The sequence below is a fragment of the Marinobacter halotolerans genome (genome assembly GCF_008795985.1).
In the GTDB taxonomy this organism is placed as follows: Bacteria; Pseudomonadota; Gammaproteobacteria; order Pseudomonadales; family Oleiphilaceae; genus Marinobacter; species Marinobacter halotolerans.
Genome location: NZ_VMHP01000001.1, coordinates 1,748,903 through 1,765,325, shown reverse-complemented (window position 1 = coordinate 1,765,325; position 16,423 = coordinate 1,748,903). Strand labels below are relative to the sequence as shown.

Annotated in this window: 16 protein-coding genes; 7 read left to right on the top strand and 9 right to left on the bottom strand. The window is 57.4% G+C overall.

Annotation, left to right across the window (positions count from 1 at the left end; translation table 11 throughout):
• Positions 1 to 54 precede the first annotated feature (54 nt).
• Positions 55 to 870: an SDR family NAD(P)-dependent oxidoreductase gene (locus FPL19_RS08190; RefSeq protein WP_150911954.1), complete on the bottom strand. Its 816-nt coding sequence runs from the start codon at positions 868 to 870 to the stop codon at positions 55 to 57.
• 196 nt (positions 871 to 1,066) lie between these two features.
• Between FPL19_RS08190 and FPL19_RS08185 the strand changes: the two genes are divergently transcribed.
• A complete protein-coding gene (locus FPL19_RS08185; RefSeq protein ID WP_150911953.1) occupies positions 1,067 to 1,525 on the top strand; it encodes an NfeD family protein in 459 nt (152 codons plus the stop codon).
• Between the two features lie 2 nt (positions 1,526 to 1,527).
• Positions 1,528 to 2,562 carry an SPFH domain-containing protein gene (locus FPL19_RS08180; RefSeq protein ID WP_150911952.1) on the top strand — a complete coding sequence of 345 codons (1,035 nt, stop codon included), beginning with the start codon at positions 1,528 to 1,530 and terminating at the stop codon, positions 2,560 to 2,562.
• Here the strand turns inward: FPL19_RS08180 and yfbR are convergent.
• Positions 2,559 to 3,152, bottom strand: coding sequence for a 5'-deoxynucleotidase (yfbR, locus tag FPL19_RS08175; protein ID WP_150911951.1), 594 nt, complete (start codon positions 3,150 to 3,152; stop codon positions 2,559 to 2,561). The genes FPL19_RS08180 and yfbR overlap by 4 nt on opposite strands.
• A 114-nt stretch (positions 3,153 to 3,266) precedes the next feature.
• On the opposite strand from yfbR, the gene FPL19_RS08170 reads away from it, so the two are divergent.
• Positions 3,267 to 4,079 (top strand): substrate-binding periplasmic protein, encoded by an 813-nt coding sequence (locus FPL19_RS08170; protein WP_225314336.1) that lies wholly within the window; start codon positions 3,267 to 3,269, stop codon positions 4,077 to 4,079.
• Between the two features lie 12 nt (positions 4,080 to 4,091).
• Here the strand turns inward: FPL19_RS08170 and FPL19_RS08165 are convergent, their stop codons facing one another.
• Positions 4,092 to 6,983 carry a DUF748 domain-containing protein gene (locus FPL19_RS08165; protein WP_225314335.1) on the bottom strand — a complete coding sequence of 964 codons (2,892 nt, stop codon included), beginning with the start codon at positions 6,981 to 6,983 and terminating at the stop codon, positions 4,092 to 4,094.
• Between the two features lie 113 nt (positions 6,984 to 7,096).
• A complete protein-coding gene (locus FPL19_RS08160) occupies positions 7,097 to 8,368 on the bottom strand; it encodes an MHYT domain-containing protein (RefSeq protein WP_150911949.1) in 1,272 nt (423 codons plus the stop codon).
• Positions 8,369 to 8,550: 182 nt separating this feature from the next.
• Between FPL19_RS08160 and pdxH the strand changes: the two genes are divergently transcribed.
• The 4 genes from pdxH to FPL19_RS08140 all read left to right on the top strand — a co-directional run bounded on the left by pdxH (position 8,551) and on the right by FPL19_RS08140 (position 10,653).
• Entirely contained in the window at positions 8,551 to 9,210 is a 660-nt protein-coding gene (gene pdxH / locus FPL19_RS08155) for a pyridoxamine 5'-phosphate oxidase (RefSeq protein WP_225314385.1), read from the top strand.
• 23 nt (positions 9,211 to 9,233) lie between these two features.
• Positions 9,234 to 9,812 carry a DNA-3-methyladenine glycosylase I gene (locus FPL19_RS08150; protein WP_150911947.1) on the top strand — a complete coding sequence of 193 codons (579 nt, stop codon included), beginning with the start codon at positions 9,234 to 9,236 and terminating at the stop codon, positions 9,810 to 9,812.
• Positions 9,813 to 9,907: 95 nt separating this feature from the next.
• Positions 9,908 to 10,213 carry a DUF6482 family protein gene (locus tag FPL19_RS08145; protein ID WP_150911946.1) on the top strand — a complete coding sequence of 102 codons (306 nt, stop codon included), beginning with the start codon at positions 9,908 to 9,910 and terminating at the stop codon, positions 10,211 to 10,213.
• Positions 10,210 to 10,653 (top strand): DUF3429 domain-containing protein, encoded by a 444-nt coding sequence (locus FPL19_RS08140; RefSeq protein ID WP_150911945.1) that lies wholly within the window; start codon positions 10,210 to 10,212, stop codon positions 10,651 to 10,653. The genes FPL19_RS08145 and FPL19_RS08140 overlap by 4 nt, the downstream gene beginning before the upstream one ends.
• Positions 10,654 to 10,663: 10 nt before the next feature.
• Here the strand turns inward: FPL19_RS08140 and FPL19_RS08135 are convergent, their stop codons facing one another.
• The 5 genes from FPL19_RS08135 to FPL19_RS08115 all read right to left on the bottom strand — a co-directional run bounded on the left by FPL19_RS08135 (position 10,664) and on the right by FPL19_RS08115 (position 16,278).
• Complete coding sequence (locus FPL19_RS08135) at positions 10,664 to 11,662, bottom strand: sigma-70 family RNA polymerase sigma factor (protein ID WP_150911944.1); 999 nt, start codon at positions 11,660 to 11,662, stop codon at positions 10,664 to 10,666.
• 91 nt (positions 11,663 to 11,753) lie between these two features.
• Complete coding sequence (locus FPL19_RS08130) at positions 11,754 to 13,196, bottom strand: aspartate kinase (RefSeq protein WP_150911943.1); 1,443 nt, start codon at positions 13,194 to 13,196, stop codon at positions 11,754 to 11,756.
• A gap of 66 nt (positions 13,197 to 13,262) precedes the next feature.
• A complete protein-coding gene (ectA, locus tag FPL19_RS08125; protein WP_150911942.1) occupies positions 13,263 to 13,772 on the bottom strand; it encodes a diaminobutyrate acetyltransferase in 510 nt (169 codons plus the stop codon).
• A 149-nt stretch (positions 13,773 to 13,921) separates the two neighbouring features.
• Complete coding sequence (locus tag FPL19_RS08120; RefSeq protein WP_150911941.1) at positions 13,922 to 14,872, bottom strand: hypothetical protein; 951 nt, start codon at positions 14,870 to 14,872, stop codon at positions 13,922 to 13,924.
• A 2-nt stretch (positions 14,873 to 14,874) separates the two neighbouring features.
• A complete protein-coding gene (locus tag FPL19_RS08115; RefSeq protein WP_150911940.1) occupies positions 14,875 to 16,278 on the bottom strand; it encodes a sodium:solute symporter family transporter in 1,404 nt (467 codons plus the stop codon).
• Positions 16,279 to 16,423: the final 145 nt, after the last annotated feature.

The window sequence follows — 16,423 nt, the reverse complement described above, 5'->3', positions numbered from 1 at the left end:
ACCGCCTCTGTTATAGAAATATACAAGGCCTGCCCCAGAGCGGCAACTGATCACTTAAATGTACAGATTCTTCCGGGAAAAGCGTTCCACCAGCGGCTGATAGGACGCGCCCAACAGCCGGTTCAGAGCCTCTATACCCCAGGCGTCAGGCCCCACAAGAATTCGCGACTCGTCCTTCATAATACCTTTCACAATCGTGGCCGCTGCCTTCTCTGGCGTGGTCATTGCCAACTTGTCAAAGCCGGCCTTCAGCGCCTCGGCGTTATCGGACAAACCCATGCGGGCGGAGTTGGCGATGTTGGTGCGGATACCGCCCGGATGAACACAGCTGACGGCCACCGGTTGCTTTTCCAGCTTCATTTCCTGACGCAGCGCTTCGGTAAAGCCGCGTACGGCAAACTTGGCGGAGTTATAGGCGCTCTGTCTCGGCACACCGATCAACCCGAATACACTGGAAATATTCACCACATGGCCATCACCGGAGGCGATCAGGTGGGGCAGAAACGCCCTGGTACCGTGGGCCACACCCCAGAAATCAATATCCATCACCCACTTGAAATCCTCATCGGTCATCTCGCGGACCGAGGCCGACAGCGCCACACCGGCGTTATTGATGATCAGATTGACCGCACCGAAATCACTGGCCACCTGGTCGGCGTGGGCGTAAATGGCGTCCCGGTCGGCCACATCCAGAAGGTAAGTACGTACCTCAGTCTCACTGCAGGCCGCCGCGGTTTCCGCCAGCCCCATCTCGTTGACGTCCGACAGCGCCAGGCGGCACCCCTTCTCGGCCAGCGCCTTTGCCAGCGCCCGCCCGATACCGGACCCGGCGCCGGTAACCACGGCAACGCGATTGTTCAGATCTTTCATGTGGATGACCTCTTGTTAGCTTCAATTATTCATATTGGTCGTACTGGATCCATGCACTTTAGCAGGTGTCCGCCCGGAACCTATGGCAAATTATCAGCACCCGTCCCGGCAACTGAGCCAGTGGCGGTGACCGCCGCTGCGGCGCGGGGTACAATCGCTGCCTCTGATCAATTTCCCGACCTGTGGATAACCATCTATGGAATGGAGTCTGACCCACCTCTGGCTGATCCTGGCCCTGATTCTTGGCCTTGCGGAGCTTGCCTCCGGCGTGCTGGTACTGCTGGCACTGGGGATCGCTGCCGCTCTGACCGCTATCCTGGCATTCGCCGGATTTTCTTTCGAATGGCAACTGATCGGCATGGGTGTGCTGTCGGGCCTTCTGGTACCGGTCGCCATTATCTGGATCAAGCCCCGCTTTTCTCCTAAAGGGGTTTCCTACGGGACAACGGGAACCGGAGTGGAGCGGGGCACCGTATACCGGACCATCAAACGGGACTTCGACGACGCGACCGGTATTAAAGTGAACGGGGACTTCTATCGTTTACGAATTAGCGATACCGGGGAAACCGAACTACCGGCAGACACCCGGGTTGTTTTTGAAACCTTCGACGGCACCACCGCCGTCGTTACTCTGAATCATCAAAAGGAGCAGTGAACATGGAGAGTCTTTTGTCACCCGGGCTGGTCATCAGCCTGATTGTCGTTGTCATCGGTATTTTCATCATCGCCAAGGGCCTGGTAATTGTGCGTCAGTCCGAGGTGATGGTTATTGAGCGGCTGGGGTCGTTCAACCGGGTCCTGGAAAGCGGCGTGAACATCATCATCCCGTTTATCGAGCGCCCACGGGCTATTACCATGACTCGCTACATGCGCATCGGTGATGAGTACCATCCCAGCAGCAGTTTTGAAACCCGCATTGACCGCCGCGAAACGGTGATGGATTTTCCCGGCCAGCCGGTGGTCACCACCGACAACGTCACCGTGAACATCAACGGTGCCCTGTATTACCAGATCATTGATCCCCGCCGTGCGGTCTACGAAGTGGCCAACATGAGCCAGGCGGTGGAGGTTCTGGCCAAGACCACCCTGCGTTCCGTGGTGGGCAAAATGGAGCTGGACAAGCTGTTTGAATCCCGCAGCGAAGTAAACAGCGCCATTCAGGCGGAAATGGAAGAAGCGGCGTCCAAATGGGGCGTAAAGCTGACCCGGGTTGAGGTTCAGGACATCAGCATGCCGGAAGAGGTGGAAGAGGCCATGCGCCTGCAGATGGCGGCCGAGCGTAAACGTCGCGCCACGGTGACCGAAGCCGAAGGTGAAAAATCCGCCGCCATCGCCATGGCTCAGGGTGAACGTGAATCTTCTATTCTCAATGCCCAGGGCGACAAGGAATCTGCCATCCTCCGGGCTGAAGGTGAAAAGGAATCCATTCGCCTGGTACTCAGCGCCATGGGTGAGTCCGAGGAAAACAAGAAAACCGTTATTGGTTATCTGCTTGGCCAGAGTTACATCAAAGTGTTGCCAAACATGGCAAAAGAGGGCGAGCGTGTCTTCGTGCCCTACGAATCGTCTGCACTGCTCGGCTCCATGGGCATGTTCCGGGAGCTGGCGGGAAATCCTGAGGATCTGGTGCGTCAGACCCTCAACAAGGATGCAATGCGCGGCGGCATGGTGGCCGGCGCGGGCAGCGACTAGCCTAGCAGGTTATCCAGCGGACGCTGATAGCCCGGAGCGAAGACTTCCAGAAAGTAGATGACTTCCGGCAGGCCGTCGGCTTCCAGCTTCTGCTGGATGTGACCGGCGGCCGGTTCAAACTCCTTGTTACCTGCCTGAATCTCCGCCTGACACTTCAGTAGCGCCGACAGCCGGTCGGCGGCCTTGATGAGCTCTTTTTCCTCATCGGACCACCGGGATTCGCGAATGTAAGGGGCAAAGTCCGCTTGCAGATCCTCGGGCAAGAGCGCCAGCAGCTCCGCCTCAGCCTTATGCTCAATGTCGCCGAAGGCTTCCCGCATCACTTTGGAATGGTATTTCACCGGCGTGGGCATATCCCCCGTGATCACCTCGGTGGCGTCATGGTAGAGGGCGGCGGCTGCAATCCGGTCAACGTTGACCTGGCCCGCAAAATGCCGGTTGCGGATAATCGCCAGCGCGTGGGCCAGGGTGGCTACTTCCCAACTGTGGGTGGCGACGTTTTCCTCAATGGCATTGCGCATCAGACCCCATCGCCTGATCCACCGGAGCCGGGAAATATAGGCAAAAAAATGGCTCAATGGACGACTCACCGATCACTTCTCCTGTTTTACAATTGTTTTGCTTCTGGCCTTTTGGGCCATCAACGGGAATGCTATTCTGAACGGACATTCAATTCTTGAATGCGCAGCGTGCACGGAGCCTCGATGCCAAGATACCTCAAATCCATGATTCTGATGTCCGCGTGTGCGGTTTTCTTTTTCGCCCTGCCCGCTTTCGCCTCGCCAAAATCCGTCATCCGGATCGGGGCCTACAATTTCCCGCCCATTGCAATGGTCGATGAGGATAATCAGGCAAACGGGTTGCTTGGCGACCTTCTCGACGCGCTCCGCACTCAGCAGGATACGTTCAGCTTCGAAGTGATTCACACCTCCCCCAGACGCCGGTATCTGGACTTCAGTAACGGCCTTTTCGATGTCATGTTTTTCGAAAACCCGGACTGGAGCTGGAACCAGGATGACATCAACTTCTCTGCACCGATGCTGAAAGATGAGGAAGTCTACATTGCACTGAAAAAGGACAACCGGGACCAGTCCTTCTTTGACAACCTGAGTGAGCGCAGAATTGTTGCCATTGCCGGCTACCATTACGGTTTCGCGGGTTTCGAAACCGACAGCGAAGAACTCAGCAAACGGTTCAATATCGAGCTTTCACACAGCCACCGGCGCAATCTCAAGCTGATCAGGGCCGACCGACCGTCTGTGGCAGAAGTGGCGGTCGTCAGCCGCTCCTTCCTCAACACCTACCTCTCCCGGTTTCCCGAACATCGGGATGATCTTCTGATCTCGGAACAGTTAGACCAGACCTACCAGTTACGGGTGATCACCCGCAAAAACGGCCCGGTCGGTGTCGATACCATTGAAGGCCTGCTTCAGCCACTGATCGACAGCGGCCGTTACCAGGAACTGGTCAGAGAGCACGGCTTGCAGCTGCCCCGCAACATTGCCGGTACGCACTGACTACCCAGCCGCCTAACGGGCTTCGAGCTCGAAATTGACCTTCACCGCGCCCTCGCTGCTCTGTTCCGCCTGCTGCTGGGGCTCAAGCAGAAATAGCTGGTCTTCCGGCACATCGAGGTCTTCCCGCAAGGTGTTGCTTAACCAGACCCCGCGCTGCCTGGCCAGCTCGGTCAGCACCTCCGGCGCCAGTTCAACCTGCGACAACAGGCGGTTGACCAGCGCCTGCTCCCAGGCCGAGTCGTCCGGTTCGCCGCTCTGGGTTCCGGCAACCTGCTGCCGGAAAGCGTCCAGTGATTGCTCAAAACCGGCGTCCCTATACCGGGATTCAAGGCGATCGATACGGCCCGCCGCTGAAGACAGCTCACTCATCTCCAGTTGCTCCGCCAGTTTCTGACGGCGCAGAAATTGCCCGTCCACCTCTGGCGAGGCCGCCCCGCGAACCTTCAGCAGCAGGGAGGGGCGTTTGGTCAGCGCCTCTGACAAGGCCTGCAGCTTTTGTTCACCACCGGAGGCCAACGCGACCTTGCCCGGCTGGAAGCTGACATAGCCAAGTTCCTCGCCGGTCAGACCCGTCATATCGGCCAGTGAACCCAGCATACTGAAAGGCGAGGTGGCCGCTTTGGCAATCAGATTCACAAAGGTTCGGGCAATGACCGGCCCGATGTTGAAATCCGGACTCTCAAGATCACCCTGGATCGGTAGCATCACCTCAATGACGCCCTCGTTGTTGCGCAGCAGCGCCAGGCCGAGCTTGACCGGCGCGTTCACGGCATTTTCACTGGCCACCGGCGCGCCCAGTTCCAGGCGGTCAATCAGCACACGATTGGACGCATCGATTCTTGAGCCAACCAGTTTGTAATCCAGATCCAGAGTCAGCTTACCGCTGTCAACCACGTACCCCAGATACTGACTCAGGTAGGGAGAGAGCGCCGGCATGGAGGCGCCATCCAGCTTAAGCATCAGGTTATTCTCGTCCTCTGTGCCCAGGGTGCCTATTGTGCCGTTGAGCTTGAGACTGGCCACGTCTCCCACCCGGCCCTGAAGCGACAGCTTGCCGGTCTGCGGCTTTACGTTGCTCAGACCGGTGACAGACCCGTTCAACTGATCAAACGTTGTGGAGAACACCGGCTCCAGGGTGCGATCAGCATAGGAAACCTGACCGCTTTCCAACAGAATCTGGCCAATCCGGAAAATGAACCCCTGGCTGTCCGCATCCGAACCCTCCCCGGACGCGGCCTCCGTGGTTGTCGCTGACTCGGTACCGGACATGATCTTCGCCACGTTATGCGCGCCACCCGCTTCACGGACCACAGTCATATTGGGGTTCGACAGGGTGAGGGTGCCGATTTCCAGTCGCGCGGGTTCGAGGTTGTACTCTACCGGGTCCAGACGCAGGTTTTGCCAGGCGAGTAATGACTCGCCCGAATCCTCAAGCCGGACACTCAGCGAGGAAAGCTGAGCGGTGCCGGCAAAGGTTCCGGTCAGCGGTGGCTGCTGGTTGTCCAGGTCGAGATTGCCGTCGACACCCAGCAGTCCATCCTGCAGCAAGAGATTGGTGGCGCTACTGAGGTAGGGGCTCAGGGGTACCAGGTTCAGATCAGCAACGCTGATGCCGGCTTCCAGGGTAAAAGGCTGCAAGGTGGTCTGGCCGCTCAGATTAATCCGGCCACCGGATGCCAGTGTCAGCCCGGCCTTGTAATCCACCGGTTCCCCCAGTTTGTGGGACAGTTGCCCGATGGTCACATCCAGCTGTTGGGCGCTCAGTTCGGCGGCACTGCCGGGCTGCTGATCAACCCAGTTCACCGTTCCGCCGGTCAGCTCCACGCCGCCAACAGTCCACCGGAAAGGAGACTGATCAGACCCCGAAGCCGGAGCTGGCGAGGTTTCATCACCTTCAAAAGGCTCCATCAGGTTCAGAACTCCGGCCTCATTGCGCTGGAGATTGAGCAAAAGCTTCTCCAGCGCCACCGTACCAACCGATAACTGGCGGTTAATCAGATCAAACTGGACCCCGGGAATCTGGAGCCGGTCGGATCGTAACAGTTCGGTGTCGCTGTCGGCAGTCATGGCCAGAGCCAGATCGGTAATGGTCACTTCGCCGCCGGAGGTGGAAAAAGAGAATTGCTCCGTGGACTGCAGCTCGTAGTCAGAGCTGACGGTCAGGGTGCCACTCTTCAGGGAGTAGGGAAGATAGGGTCTGAGGAAGTGGGCCAGAGTGCTATGTGCAACATCAGCAATCCGCAGGGTACCGGAGGAGTAAAGCGGCGTGAGGCTGAGGTCCCCGTCCCATTCAACCGTTTGGCTACCGATCGCGGCTTTCAGATAATAAGCACTGGGCCCGTCTTCTCTGGGCCAGGTCGCCAGATCGTTCAGGGCAAGATCCAGAGGGGCTATCTGGAACTTTTCAGGTTCTTCGTAGCTGAAATCCCGGAAAAGCACCTCGCCGCCGGTGACCCGGAACCGGTCAAGATAGACTTTTACCGGGTCGGATGGCTCGGCGCCAGGCTGAGGCTGGTTCTGCGCAGGCGGGTTGTTGGCGCGCCAGTCCCGAACAAGATTGATGCTGTAATCTTCCTGCAGATCCAGGCGGGCAAAGGGTCCATCCAGCTCGAAATTCTCCAGGGCGACGATGCCGGTCGCCAGCCTCAGAAAACCCAGATTGGCGTACATTCGCTCAAACGCCAGTACCCGCTCGCCTTCGCCGTCTTGTGCGTTCAGCCCGGCCATTTCAATGCTCATGGCAAACGGATTGACGTTGACGCTTTCAACCGTTCCCTGCCAGCCCATATGCTGTTCCAGGCGCTCGGGAATCGCTCGCTCGAGCCACCATGGCAATACCACGAACCCGGCAAGAGCGTAGAGCACAACCAGAATCAGGGCGATAACAGATAACTTTCGGGCCAAAACCAGACACTCCTGTACCTGAATAGCGGAGAGGGCGCCGGTTGGTGCCCTCTTTGTTTCCATTCACTGTGTACAGGATAGTCTTCCGCAGGCCGCTTTGTCAGCCGAAGCCGTTATGAGCCGGTGCGGATCAGGTTGGGATCGTCTGACAGGTTGTCGAAAGAACCCACGTCCTCGAGGGAGTGCGCCACCATGGCGGCCCTGATCAGACGGCGGCTGGAATGCCCGGTATCCGGGTAGAGCGACTGTCCGGCGCGCCATAAAACCGGCCCGCCAGCTTCGGTTTTCAAGCCTTCAAGTTTGCGCAGGCGCTTATACATGAACTGGTGAGCGCCACTCTGGGGGTTATCAACCAGTGCAATGAATGCACTGCTGGAATACCGCGCCAGGAACACACCCTCATCCAGGCAGGCCACAACCTGTCGGGCGATGTACTGCACCGTATGCTCCAGCGTACGGGCATCCTGTTCCACAGACATATCCCGGTAATTGGCGATATCCAGGTAAATCAATGCGAAGGTTGCCGTGCCCTCTTTACTGGCAATCCGGTCGAGCACCCGCTGTTCGAGCGCTGAGCGGTTAGGCAGGCCGGTACTGCTATCGGTAAACGCTGCCGATTCCACCCATTGCTGTTCCTGTTCCGCCTGCTCTCTGGCCTGTCGACGGGCATTGATGTCCAGGCCCGTGACAAATATCGAAAGTGCCAGCAAAAGGGTGCAGAGGCCAGCCAGGGGTAGCCCCAGAAAATCACCGCCCAGCGCGTTATCCGCCGCCGGCACCGCCGCTTCCGGGTAGTTCATACCCAGCATGCCGGTGTAGTGCATGCCGCAGATCGCTGTGGCCATCACCAGAGCAGATACCAGTTGCAGAGCCAGAGCCTTGTTGCCGGTTTCCTCACCAACCCTGCGGCAAATCGCCAGCGCGGCACCTGACGCTACCAGTGCGATGACAATCGATATGGTCAGCCACAGCACGTCGAACACCGGCGGCAGCGACATATTCATGGCGTACATGCCGAGATAGTGCATGGTGACGATACCGGCCGCCATGGCGACACTCGCCACAATTAACAGCGTGGGCGACAGTGTTTCACGGCCAATCAGATGGAGCGCAATGCCGGAAGCAACCAGCGCTGCCAGCCAGGATACGGTTGTGAGGCCAGCCCCATAGGTCATCTCGGCCATCATCGGGCTGGCGCGCATGCCCACGAAGTGCATGGTCCACACGCCAGTGCCCATTGCCAGGGCACCAATGCCCAGCCAGATCATACGAGCACCGCCCTTGGTATCTTTCAGCCTGGCGCCGAAATACAGAGCTGTATATGCGGCAAAGACGGCCACAACAAAGGAGGCGGTCACCAGCGATAAATCATAATTCGCTAACATCGTTACTTACCTTTTCGGTTTTTTTTTCACCGGCCGGAAAATGCCGGGCTTTCGAATCGGAAATACATACGGGTGCGTTGTGTGATTCGTTTCACAAAATTTCTTTTCCTTTTGTAACCGGCCGGAGGCATTCTGGTGAACTGACAGGGCGCACTGAACTGGATACCCTGTCCGTGGATTTGATGAAACAAAGAGAGGCGGTACCTGTGGACATTGGAGATATGCGGCGTGATTTTGAAAGTGCAGGCCTGGACCGGGAGGCACTGGATAACAATCCCGTACAGCAGTTCGAGCGATGGTTCGAGGAGGCCCGAGCCGCCGGCATCCTGGAACCCAATGCCATGTCGCTGGCAACAGCTGGCGCCGACGGCATGCCGGACATCCGGACGGTCTTACTGAAATACTTCGACGACACCGGTTTCGTGTTCTACACCAACTACGGCAGCCGCAAAGCCGCCGAGCTTGCAGACAATCCGCGGGCGGCACTGCTATTTCCCTGGCTGGGCCTGAACCGGCAGGTAAAAATCCAGGGTGGCGTTGAGAAAGTCAGTAAAACAGAATCGCTGCGCTACTTTGCGTCCAGGCCACGGGGCAGCCAGATCGGCGCCTGGGTCTCTGAGCAGAGCAAAGCCATTAACTCCCGCGGCCTGCTGGAACAGAAGGTGGCGGAGATGAAACGGAAGTTCAGCGACGGGGAGGTGCCACTGCCGGATTTCTGGGGCGGTTACCGGGTGATTCCCGAGCGCATTGAGTTCTGGCAGGGCCGGCCAAGCCGCCTTCACGACCGGTTCGAGTATGTCCGCAAGGGCGACGGTTGGACCATTGAGCGCCTGCAGCCCTGACACGCAAACTTCAAGGAAGGATTATGCAAGAGCAGCGATGCCCTTGGTGTGGCGATGACCCCATCTACGTGGCCTACCACGACAATGTCTGGGGCGTGCCGGAATACGACAGCCTGGCGCTGTTCGAGAAACTCTGTCTGGACGGCCAGCAGGCGGGGCTGAGCTGGCTCACCATCCTCAAAAAACAGGGAACCTATCGCGCCGCCTATGACGGCTTCGACCCGGAGTGCATCGTCCGGTACGACGAACAGAAAATCCAGTCCCTACTCCAGGACCCCGGCATCATCCGTAACCGGCTCAAGGTTGAATCCATTATTCGCAACGCCCGGGGCTATCTGGAACTCACCTCTGAGGGTACCGCGTTCAGTGATTTTCTTTGGTCCTTTGTGGGCGGAGAACCTATACAGAACCGCTGGCAAGCCTTTGCAGACGTACCGGTTTTCACCGAAGAGGCTCAGGCCATGTCAAAGGCCCTGAAGCGCAGAGGCTTCAACTTTGTCGGCCCCACCATTGTTTACGCGTTCATGCAGGCTACTGGCATGGTGAATGACCATCTGGTGTATTGCCCCCGTCATGCCCAGTGCCGCGCCATGGCGCCCTGAAATCCGGCGAAAAGACAAGTGGTCCAGACTATCGACTGATCTTAAATAATCTATCGGTCGTAAATCCCCCGGCAGCACATTTCCCGGAGTCGCCCGTGCGAATTACTCTAGACGAACTCAAGCAAACAGCGGATCTGACCATCGATCTGCTGGAAATTATTTCCCTGGAAGGCCAGCAATACATGGCACGACTGGTAATCGATGGCGACTACCACCTGTTGTCCGGTAAGGATGGAAAAACCCGCCTGTTTCGGAGCAGCTGGCAGATTCAGGACACTCTCGGTTCTTTCCGAATTACGGCAACCGAGGTGGTCCACCCATCCGCCTACCATGAAATGGTGGGTATGGAGCCGTCCACCGTTGAGCCCATGAGAATCAGGGTGCAGGGGCAGAACTCGTGATTGCGGTCGCCCGTCTGGCGATTCTGGTTGGCATTCTGGGGCTGATTCCGTTCCTCACTGCGATTGTGCTGCTGTTCACCATGTCGCAGAACACGCTGGACCTGCTGCACTATTTCTATATTTACAGTGCGGGCATACTGGCGTTCATGGCGGGTATTTACTGGCCGCTGGCCATGCAGCTGGACAACCGCTGTTATCCCCTTTCTCCACTAATGACCATGCTGCTCAGCCAGCTGTTTTTCCTGTCGGCGGGCATCGGCCTGCTTCTGTCACCCGCCGGCCAGGTGGCTCTGTATACGCTTGCTTATCTGGGCCTCTACGTCGTTGACGCCCGCTGGATGAGGGCCTACTGGCCGGAATGGTATCTGCGACTGCGGCTGGGGCTTACTTCAGTGGTGGTGGTCTGCCAGATTGTGGCAGGACTGGTCTTGTTCAGCTGAGGCAGGCGCCTCAGCTGAAAAAAACATCTTCCGGATTATCAAAGCGGCTTTTCAGTTTCCTGATTGCGCCTTTTTCTATCTGACGTACTCTCTCCCGACTTATGCCCAGGTCATCCGAAATAACCTGAAGGGTTTCCGGCTCTGGCAAGCCAAGGCCAAACCGGCGGGACAACACGTCCTTTTCACGCTCGTTCAACTCCGCCAGCAGGGTCGCTAATGTGCGCTTACGGTCACGATCGGCCATATCATGGTCAGGCGCCGACCCTTCACTCGCGCTGAGGCTGTCACCCAGCGTAACGTCACCCCCGGAAGACAGCGGGGAATCCACCGACAGCTCGGCAATGGCCAGCGCGCGCAGCTCACCCACCCGGGACGGGGACACTTCTATCTCCTCCGCCAGCTCAGACTGGGAAGGCATACGCCCCAGGGTCTGGTTCAGCGCTAGCGATGCTTTCTGTAGCAAACGGATCTCGTCCACGACGTTTTCCGGCGTATGTACCAGGCGGACACCGCGCTTCATACACCGCTTGACCTCTTCGCTGATCCACCAGTACGCATAGGTGGAAAAGCGGAAGCCCTTGGTGGGGTCGAAACGCTCCACGGCTTTGATCAGTCCAACGTTGGCGTCCTGTATGACGTCAGTCATCGGAATTCCGCGATTGGAATATCGACGAGCAATGTGGACGGCCAGGCGAAGGTTGCTCTGGATCAGCAGACGCCTGCTCGCTGATGCCAGCTGCCAGGCTCGACGACACCGCGTCGAGAAGGCACAAGCATCACCGAGACTACCGACGACTTCCCGATAGGTCTGTGGGGTGTCCGACGGAAGGGCAAGCTCCCGGCTAAGCACCCGGTAGCAGAAGGAAAGACGACGGGAGAGCTTTTTCTCAGCCACATCGCTCAGCAGTTGATAGCGGGACGCATCCCTGAAGTAAAGCCCGACGAGGGATTCGGGATCGTCTGTGCGGGCTTGTGTCGGAGACGGCCCCAGGCTTTGTAGTTCACTCATAGCTCAGGTTCCGATCACGTGTTTAGTTAAAAATACGCAAACGGGCCTGAGCTGGATTGCTTTGTCGGCGGGAGCCAGCGGCGCCGCAATATCAAGCGGCGACGATGGCGTACTCGTGATTGTGGGGCTCTATCAGAACAGCGTGAAGCGCCACGATGGCTTTCTCGTAATCGTCTTCATCCACCACAAACTGCATGTCGACCTGACGCATGCACTGATGCATGGCAAGAACACTGATGCTCTCATCCGCAAGGGCTTTGACCGAACGCGCCAGGATACCGGGCACCTTCATGTCACTGCCAATGGCGGAGACCAGGGCCACCTTGCGGGTGTTGACCTCGGCGTTCGGGAACTCTTCCTTCAGCATCTTGACTACACGCTTCACGTGTTTGAGGGTGCTGCCCACGTAGTGGGTAATGGTGTTGGCGTTGGTATCCTTGGCCATAAACCGCACTTTATAGCGGCTAAGAACGTCCAGAATACGACGGTCGGAACCGGGCTCGCCCTGCATGTTCTGGTCGAACACCTCAATGGCGAAGACACCTTTGGCGCCGGCAATAATCTCCACCTGCGGCACCTCACTGACGTAATCGCCGGTGATCAGCGTACCGGTGTGTTCCGGCTCGAAGGTGTTCATAACGCGCAGCGGTGTTTCATTCTGACGCAGGCCCTTACCCGCTTTGGGGTGAATGGCTTCCATTCCCAGGTTGGCCAGCTGGTCCGCCACGTCATAGTTGGTGCGGCCCAGGGGTACAACCTTGTCGGCACCAACAATATTGGGGTCGGCCGAGCTCAGGTGGTATTCCTTGTGGATGATGGCCTCGCGTGCGTCGGTAATGACCGCTACACGGCTGAATGTCATCTCACTGTAGCCCCGGTCAAAGGTGCGCATCAGCCCTTCCTGACACTGAGCGTAGCCGGTGACAATAGGCAGCTCACGGGTCAGATCCACCGCATCAAATGCCTGCTTAAGCTTCTGATCCAGTGGCAGCAGTTCCGAATCCCGCCAGCCGGTCAGATCTACGAACCGGGCGTTGATACCTTCCTGCTGAAGCTTGAGCGCGGTATTGAACGCACTGTGGGCCTCGCCAATACCTGCCAGCATTTCGCGCACGGTCAGCAGGTGTTCCTCAAGCTGGAACTGCCCGTAGGAACAAAGCCGCTGCAAGTCGATCAGGCAACCCCGAACGCCTTCAATACGATCTGTGATGAACTGATCCGCCTGCTGCTTGAGCATCGGGTCATGAAACAGATCCGCGTTCTTGTCCGTCAGGAACTTGACCAGTTTGGTGAGGTCATCGCCCCAGGCCCAGTCCGATTCCGCATCGGCAAACAAGGCATAAACTCCGGGCTCGCCGGTTTTCTTGTGTTCCAGCAGTTCATCGGTAACCCCGCCGTAGGCGGAGACAACAAAAATGCGCTGGTAAAGATCTTCTTTCTTACGGTCACCAATGATGATGTTGTCGCGAACTGCCTCGTAGTTACTCATTGAGGTGCCGCCGATCTTCTCCACGGTGTGCTTTTGGCTGCTCATAAACTATCCGTTAATTTCGTTGCACGTTCTCTGCACAAGAAGTGAATTGAGTGAATTCATTCGTGCTTATGCCTTGAAAGGCCCGATTCTCAGAAGGAACTCGGAATCGTGGTGACCACCAAAATGAGCGTCTTTTTCAAAATGCTCGTGATGGGTCAGCTCGGCTCCCATATCCCTGGCAAATGAGCGGAAGAGCGCCCAGGAAGCTTCATTGTCAGCAGTAATGGTGGTTTCCATGTGGGTGACGTTGCGACAAGCGTCCCGCCCCACAATATCCTTGAGCATCCGCTTCGCAAGACCGGCGCCCCGACCCTTTTCGTGAACGGCAACCTGCCAGACGAAAACCGTTTCAGGCTGTTCGGGCGGAATATATCCCGAAATGAAACCTACCAGATCGCCGTCCTTTTCAGCGGCAACGCCGGTGGCGGCAAAATGGCTGCACTGCAGGAGGTTGCAGTAGATGGAATTGGGGTCCAGTGGCGGACACTGGTCCACGAGCTGGTGCAGTCGATAGCCATCGTCCTTGACCGGGGGACGCAGAACAATGGCGGTGGAATTCGCGCTATCTGAAGTCATGTCGTGAAAGTTTCGCTTAAAAAATTAGTGTTGAATTATATAGACCACAAAATATTTATCAAGTGACGCCACCGGCGACCCAAAGCCAACCTCCGCCCCCCATAGAACAGAATAGACCGCCTGCCCGAGTTTTCCAGCGCCGCAATTCATCAGCTCCTGCGGGGAAACAACAGATCAGCAACTTCAAGAGACGTGCCTGTCACCAGCCGCTCGCGATAGGAATCCGCTGCCGGCGAGGCAATGGGCCAGAGCCGGTCAAATTCTGACAACCAGGCACGGTTATCAAACTCGACCGGCACCAGCGACACATTAACTCCGCGGTTGTGCAGCCGTGTCAGGGAACTGTCATGGTCAGAGCCCAGCGCGACACGGGTAATCAATCCCCGGGCATCGGACCTGAGATTCCCCATACCGGCGGAACCATTATTGGCCACAACTCGCGGACGCCCCTCTACCTGAGCCGACCACAACACCGGCAGGCAGGTGTGGGTACAGGCAATAATGTCGGCATCCGAACGCTGGAACCAGTCATTCAGAATGGATTCATTACCACCGGCAAAGGCTTCGTAGGCCAGCCCCCAGCCGGCCAGGGACTCCGGGTCACCATGAAGGACCAAAACCTTTAGGCCTCCAAACAACAGACACCGGTACCGGGGCAGCTCGGCCAGCCTGCCCTGGATATCCGGATGTCGGGCGGCTACCTGTTGCAGACGCTCCATAATGGCGTTGGACCGTTCAACCACGGCCTGATCCACAAAGTCGGGATAGGCACACCCACAGCCAGCCCCGTCGTTAGGGTTTGCCAACTCGTAATCAACATTACCCAGACTGACCCTGTGTTTCAGTACCCTTTCGTTGATGTCCCGAAACAGATCGTCACTGACGTTAAACCAGTTAAAGTCGCCATTGAAAACCAGCTCAACAGAACGCCCCTGCCGCTCCTCTTCCCGCGCCATCCGCTCGATCTCATCCAGGGCGCAGGAATTTCCATAGAGCCCGCCAATGATATAAATCACATCGGCATCGACCTTTTCTGGCTCTGCGCAGAGAAGCTCGGGCTTATAGCGATAGGCGATGGGACAACTGCGCCCTTCTGTCACGATCAGACCTCGCCCGCGGCCAGCGAACGACCCACCAGCAGCCGCCATGCCAGCGGCAGGAAGAAACCGACGGTGCAGATAATGAATCCGTAGGCGTTTGTACCCAACAGCAAGGCGTAAGCGCCATCACCAATCGCCCAGCTGGCCGGAATCAACCCCGCCGCCAACAACACACCCAGCCCCAGCCCGGTCCAGAAACTGAGATGGAAACTCCAGGGCGACCAGCGGGTAAAACCATAAAACAGGAACACCGGCGCCAGCCCCATCACCATGGTGCCGGAAATGGTCGTGGCCAGAAGTATATCGGTGCCGGCAAACATCGGAATATTACCCAGGAACGCAAAGATGATCATGATCAACGCACCTACACGCACACTCGGCAACCGATCCTGAGCCCGCTTTGCAAGGCGCGGCAGATCCACAGCCAGGGACTTGGCGAGGGAGCTGAAGGTGGAATCCAGGGTAGAGCCGGCAGACGTCATCATGATCACACTCATAAAGAAGAGCGCCGCCAGACCCAGGGATTGACCAACCGCCGCCGGCGCATTGCCCATGGCTTCAATACCATTAAGCCGCGCATGCACGCCCACCAGGCTGAAAATAAACACCGCCACAAAACCCAGCAGCCCGGCCACAATAAAGCTCTTGAGCATGGTTTTCTCTTTGTTCACAAAACCCCGGTCAGTCAGCACCGGATCATGGAAGGGGTAACTGAACATCTGCAGCAGCGCCACCAGCAGAAGATCAAAGCCGGCATTGAGTTTGAATTCGCCATTGGTCAGCAGGGCACTGGTATCGTTCACCGGAATAATCAGAAACAGCACCGCGCCCACGAAGAACACAAACACAAAGGTCTGGATGACATCGGTGAAAATCGACGAACGCAGGCCGCCTTTCAGGCTGTAGGCCAGGGTAAACATGGTGAACAGCATGGCAGCGGTGTAATAGGGCCACTCGCCGGGCAGCCCGAAGTAGCCGCCCACCACGGCGGTATTACTCCAGACCTCGTTGTACAAACGAATCAGAATCGCCGCCGCAAACGCCAGACTGGCCAGCCGGCCAAACCGTGACGTCAGAAATTCCTGCAGGCTGCGCGCGCCGGTCTGTGTGCGGATCAGATAGATGATGTAGCCGGCCACCGGAATCGACAGCCAGTAACTGGCATAAGCCAGCCCGCCCGTCACACCATAGGCGGCACCCAGGTTGGCGGCATTGGTCACCGACTTGGCAAAAATCCAGCTGATAAAAATACTGGCCGTCAGTGACCACTGACTCACCGGATTACCCTGATCGTCGGCGCCTTTGTAGAAAGAATCAGCGCTCTTGCTCTTGGGTGACAGCACATACATCACCACCCCATAAACCACCAGGAATCCCCAAAACAGGGAAGCTTCCGTGAAATTCATTGTTCTGTTTTCCTCTTCTTTTTTTGTTCCGGGGCCTTTATTGGGCTGCTGGCTCTGGAGTTTTCGGGGACGATAGACCGGGGTTCAAAAAAACGCTTACGAGCCCATCCATGGGGGCTTGAGGCGCGCCGTCCATGGCGCGCCA

What these genes read in the sequence shown, in the direction of transcription:
- FPL19_RS08180 (WP_150911952.1), top strand. Translation starts at nt 1,528, where the DNA reads ATGGAGAGTCTTTTGTCACCCGGGCTGGTCATCAGCCTGATTGTCGTT.
- pdxH (WP_225314385.1), top strand. Translation starts at nt 8,551, where the DNA reads ATGAAACAAAGAGAGGCGGTACCTGTGGACATTGGAGATATGCGGCGT.
- FPL19_RS08135 (WP_150911944.1), bottom strand. Translation starts at nt 11,662, where the DNA reads ATGAGTGAACTACAAAGCCTGGGGCCGTCTCCGACACAAGCCCGCACA.
- FPL19_RS08150 (WP_150911947.1), top strand. Translation starts at nt 9,234, where the DNA reads ATGCAAGAGCAGCGATGCCCTTGGTGTGGCGATGACCCCATCTACGTG.
- FPL19_RS08160 (WP_150911949.1), bottom strand. Translation starts at nt 8,368, where the DNA reads ATGTTAGCGAATTATGATTTATCGCTGGTGACCGCCTCCTTTGTTGTG.
- FPL19_RS08130 (WP_150911943.1), bottom strand. Translation starts at nt 13,196, where the DNA reads ATGAGCAGCCAAAAGCACACCGTGGAGAAGATCGGCGGCACCTCAATG.
- FPL19_RS08185 (WP_150911953.1), top strand. Translation starts at nt 1,067, where the DNA reads ATGGAATGGAGTCTGACCCACCTCTGGCTGATCCTGGCCCTGATTCTT.
- FPL19_RS08190 (WP_150911954.1), bottom strand. Translation starts at nt 870, where the DNA reads ATGAAAGATCTGAACAATCGCGTTGCCGTGGTTACCGGCGCCGGGTCC.
- ectA (WP_150911942.1), bottom strand. Translation starts at nt 13,772, where the DNA reads ATGACTTCAGATAGCGCGAATTCCACCGCCATTGTTCTGCGTCCCCCG.
- FPL19_RS08115 (WP_150911940.1), bottom strand. Translation starts at nt 16,278, where the DNA reads ATGAATTTCACGGAAGCTTCCCTGTTTTGGGGATTCCTGGTGGTTTAT.
- FPL19_RS08170 (WP_225314336.1), top strand. Translation starts at nt 3,267, where the DNA reads ATGCCAAGATACCTCAAATCCATGATTCTGATGTCCGCGTGTGCGGTT.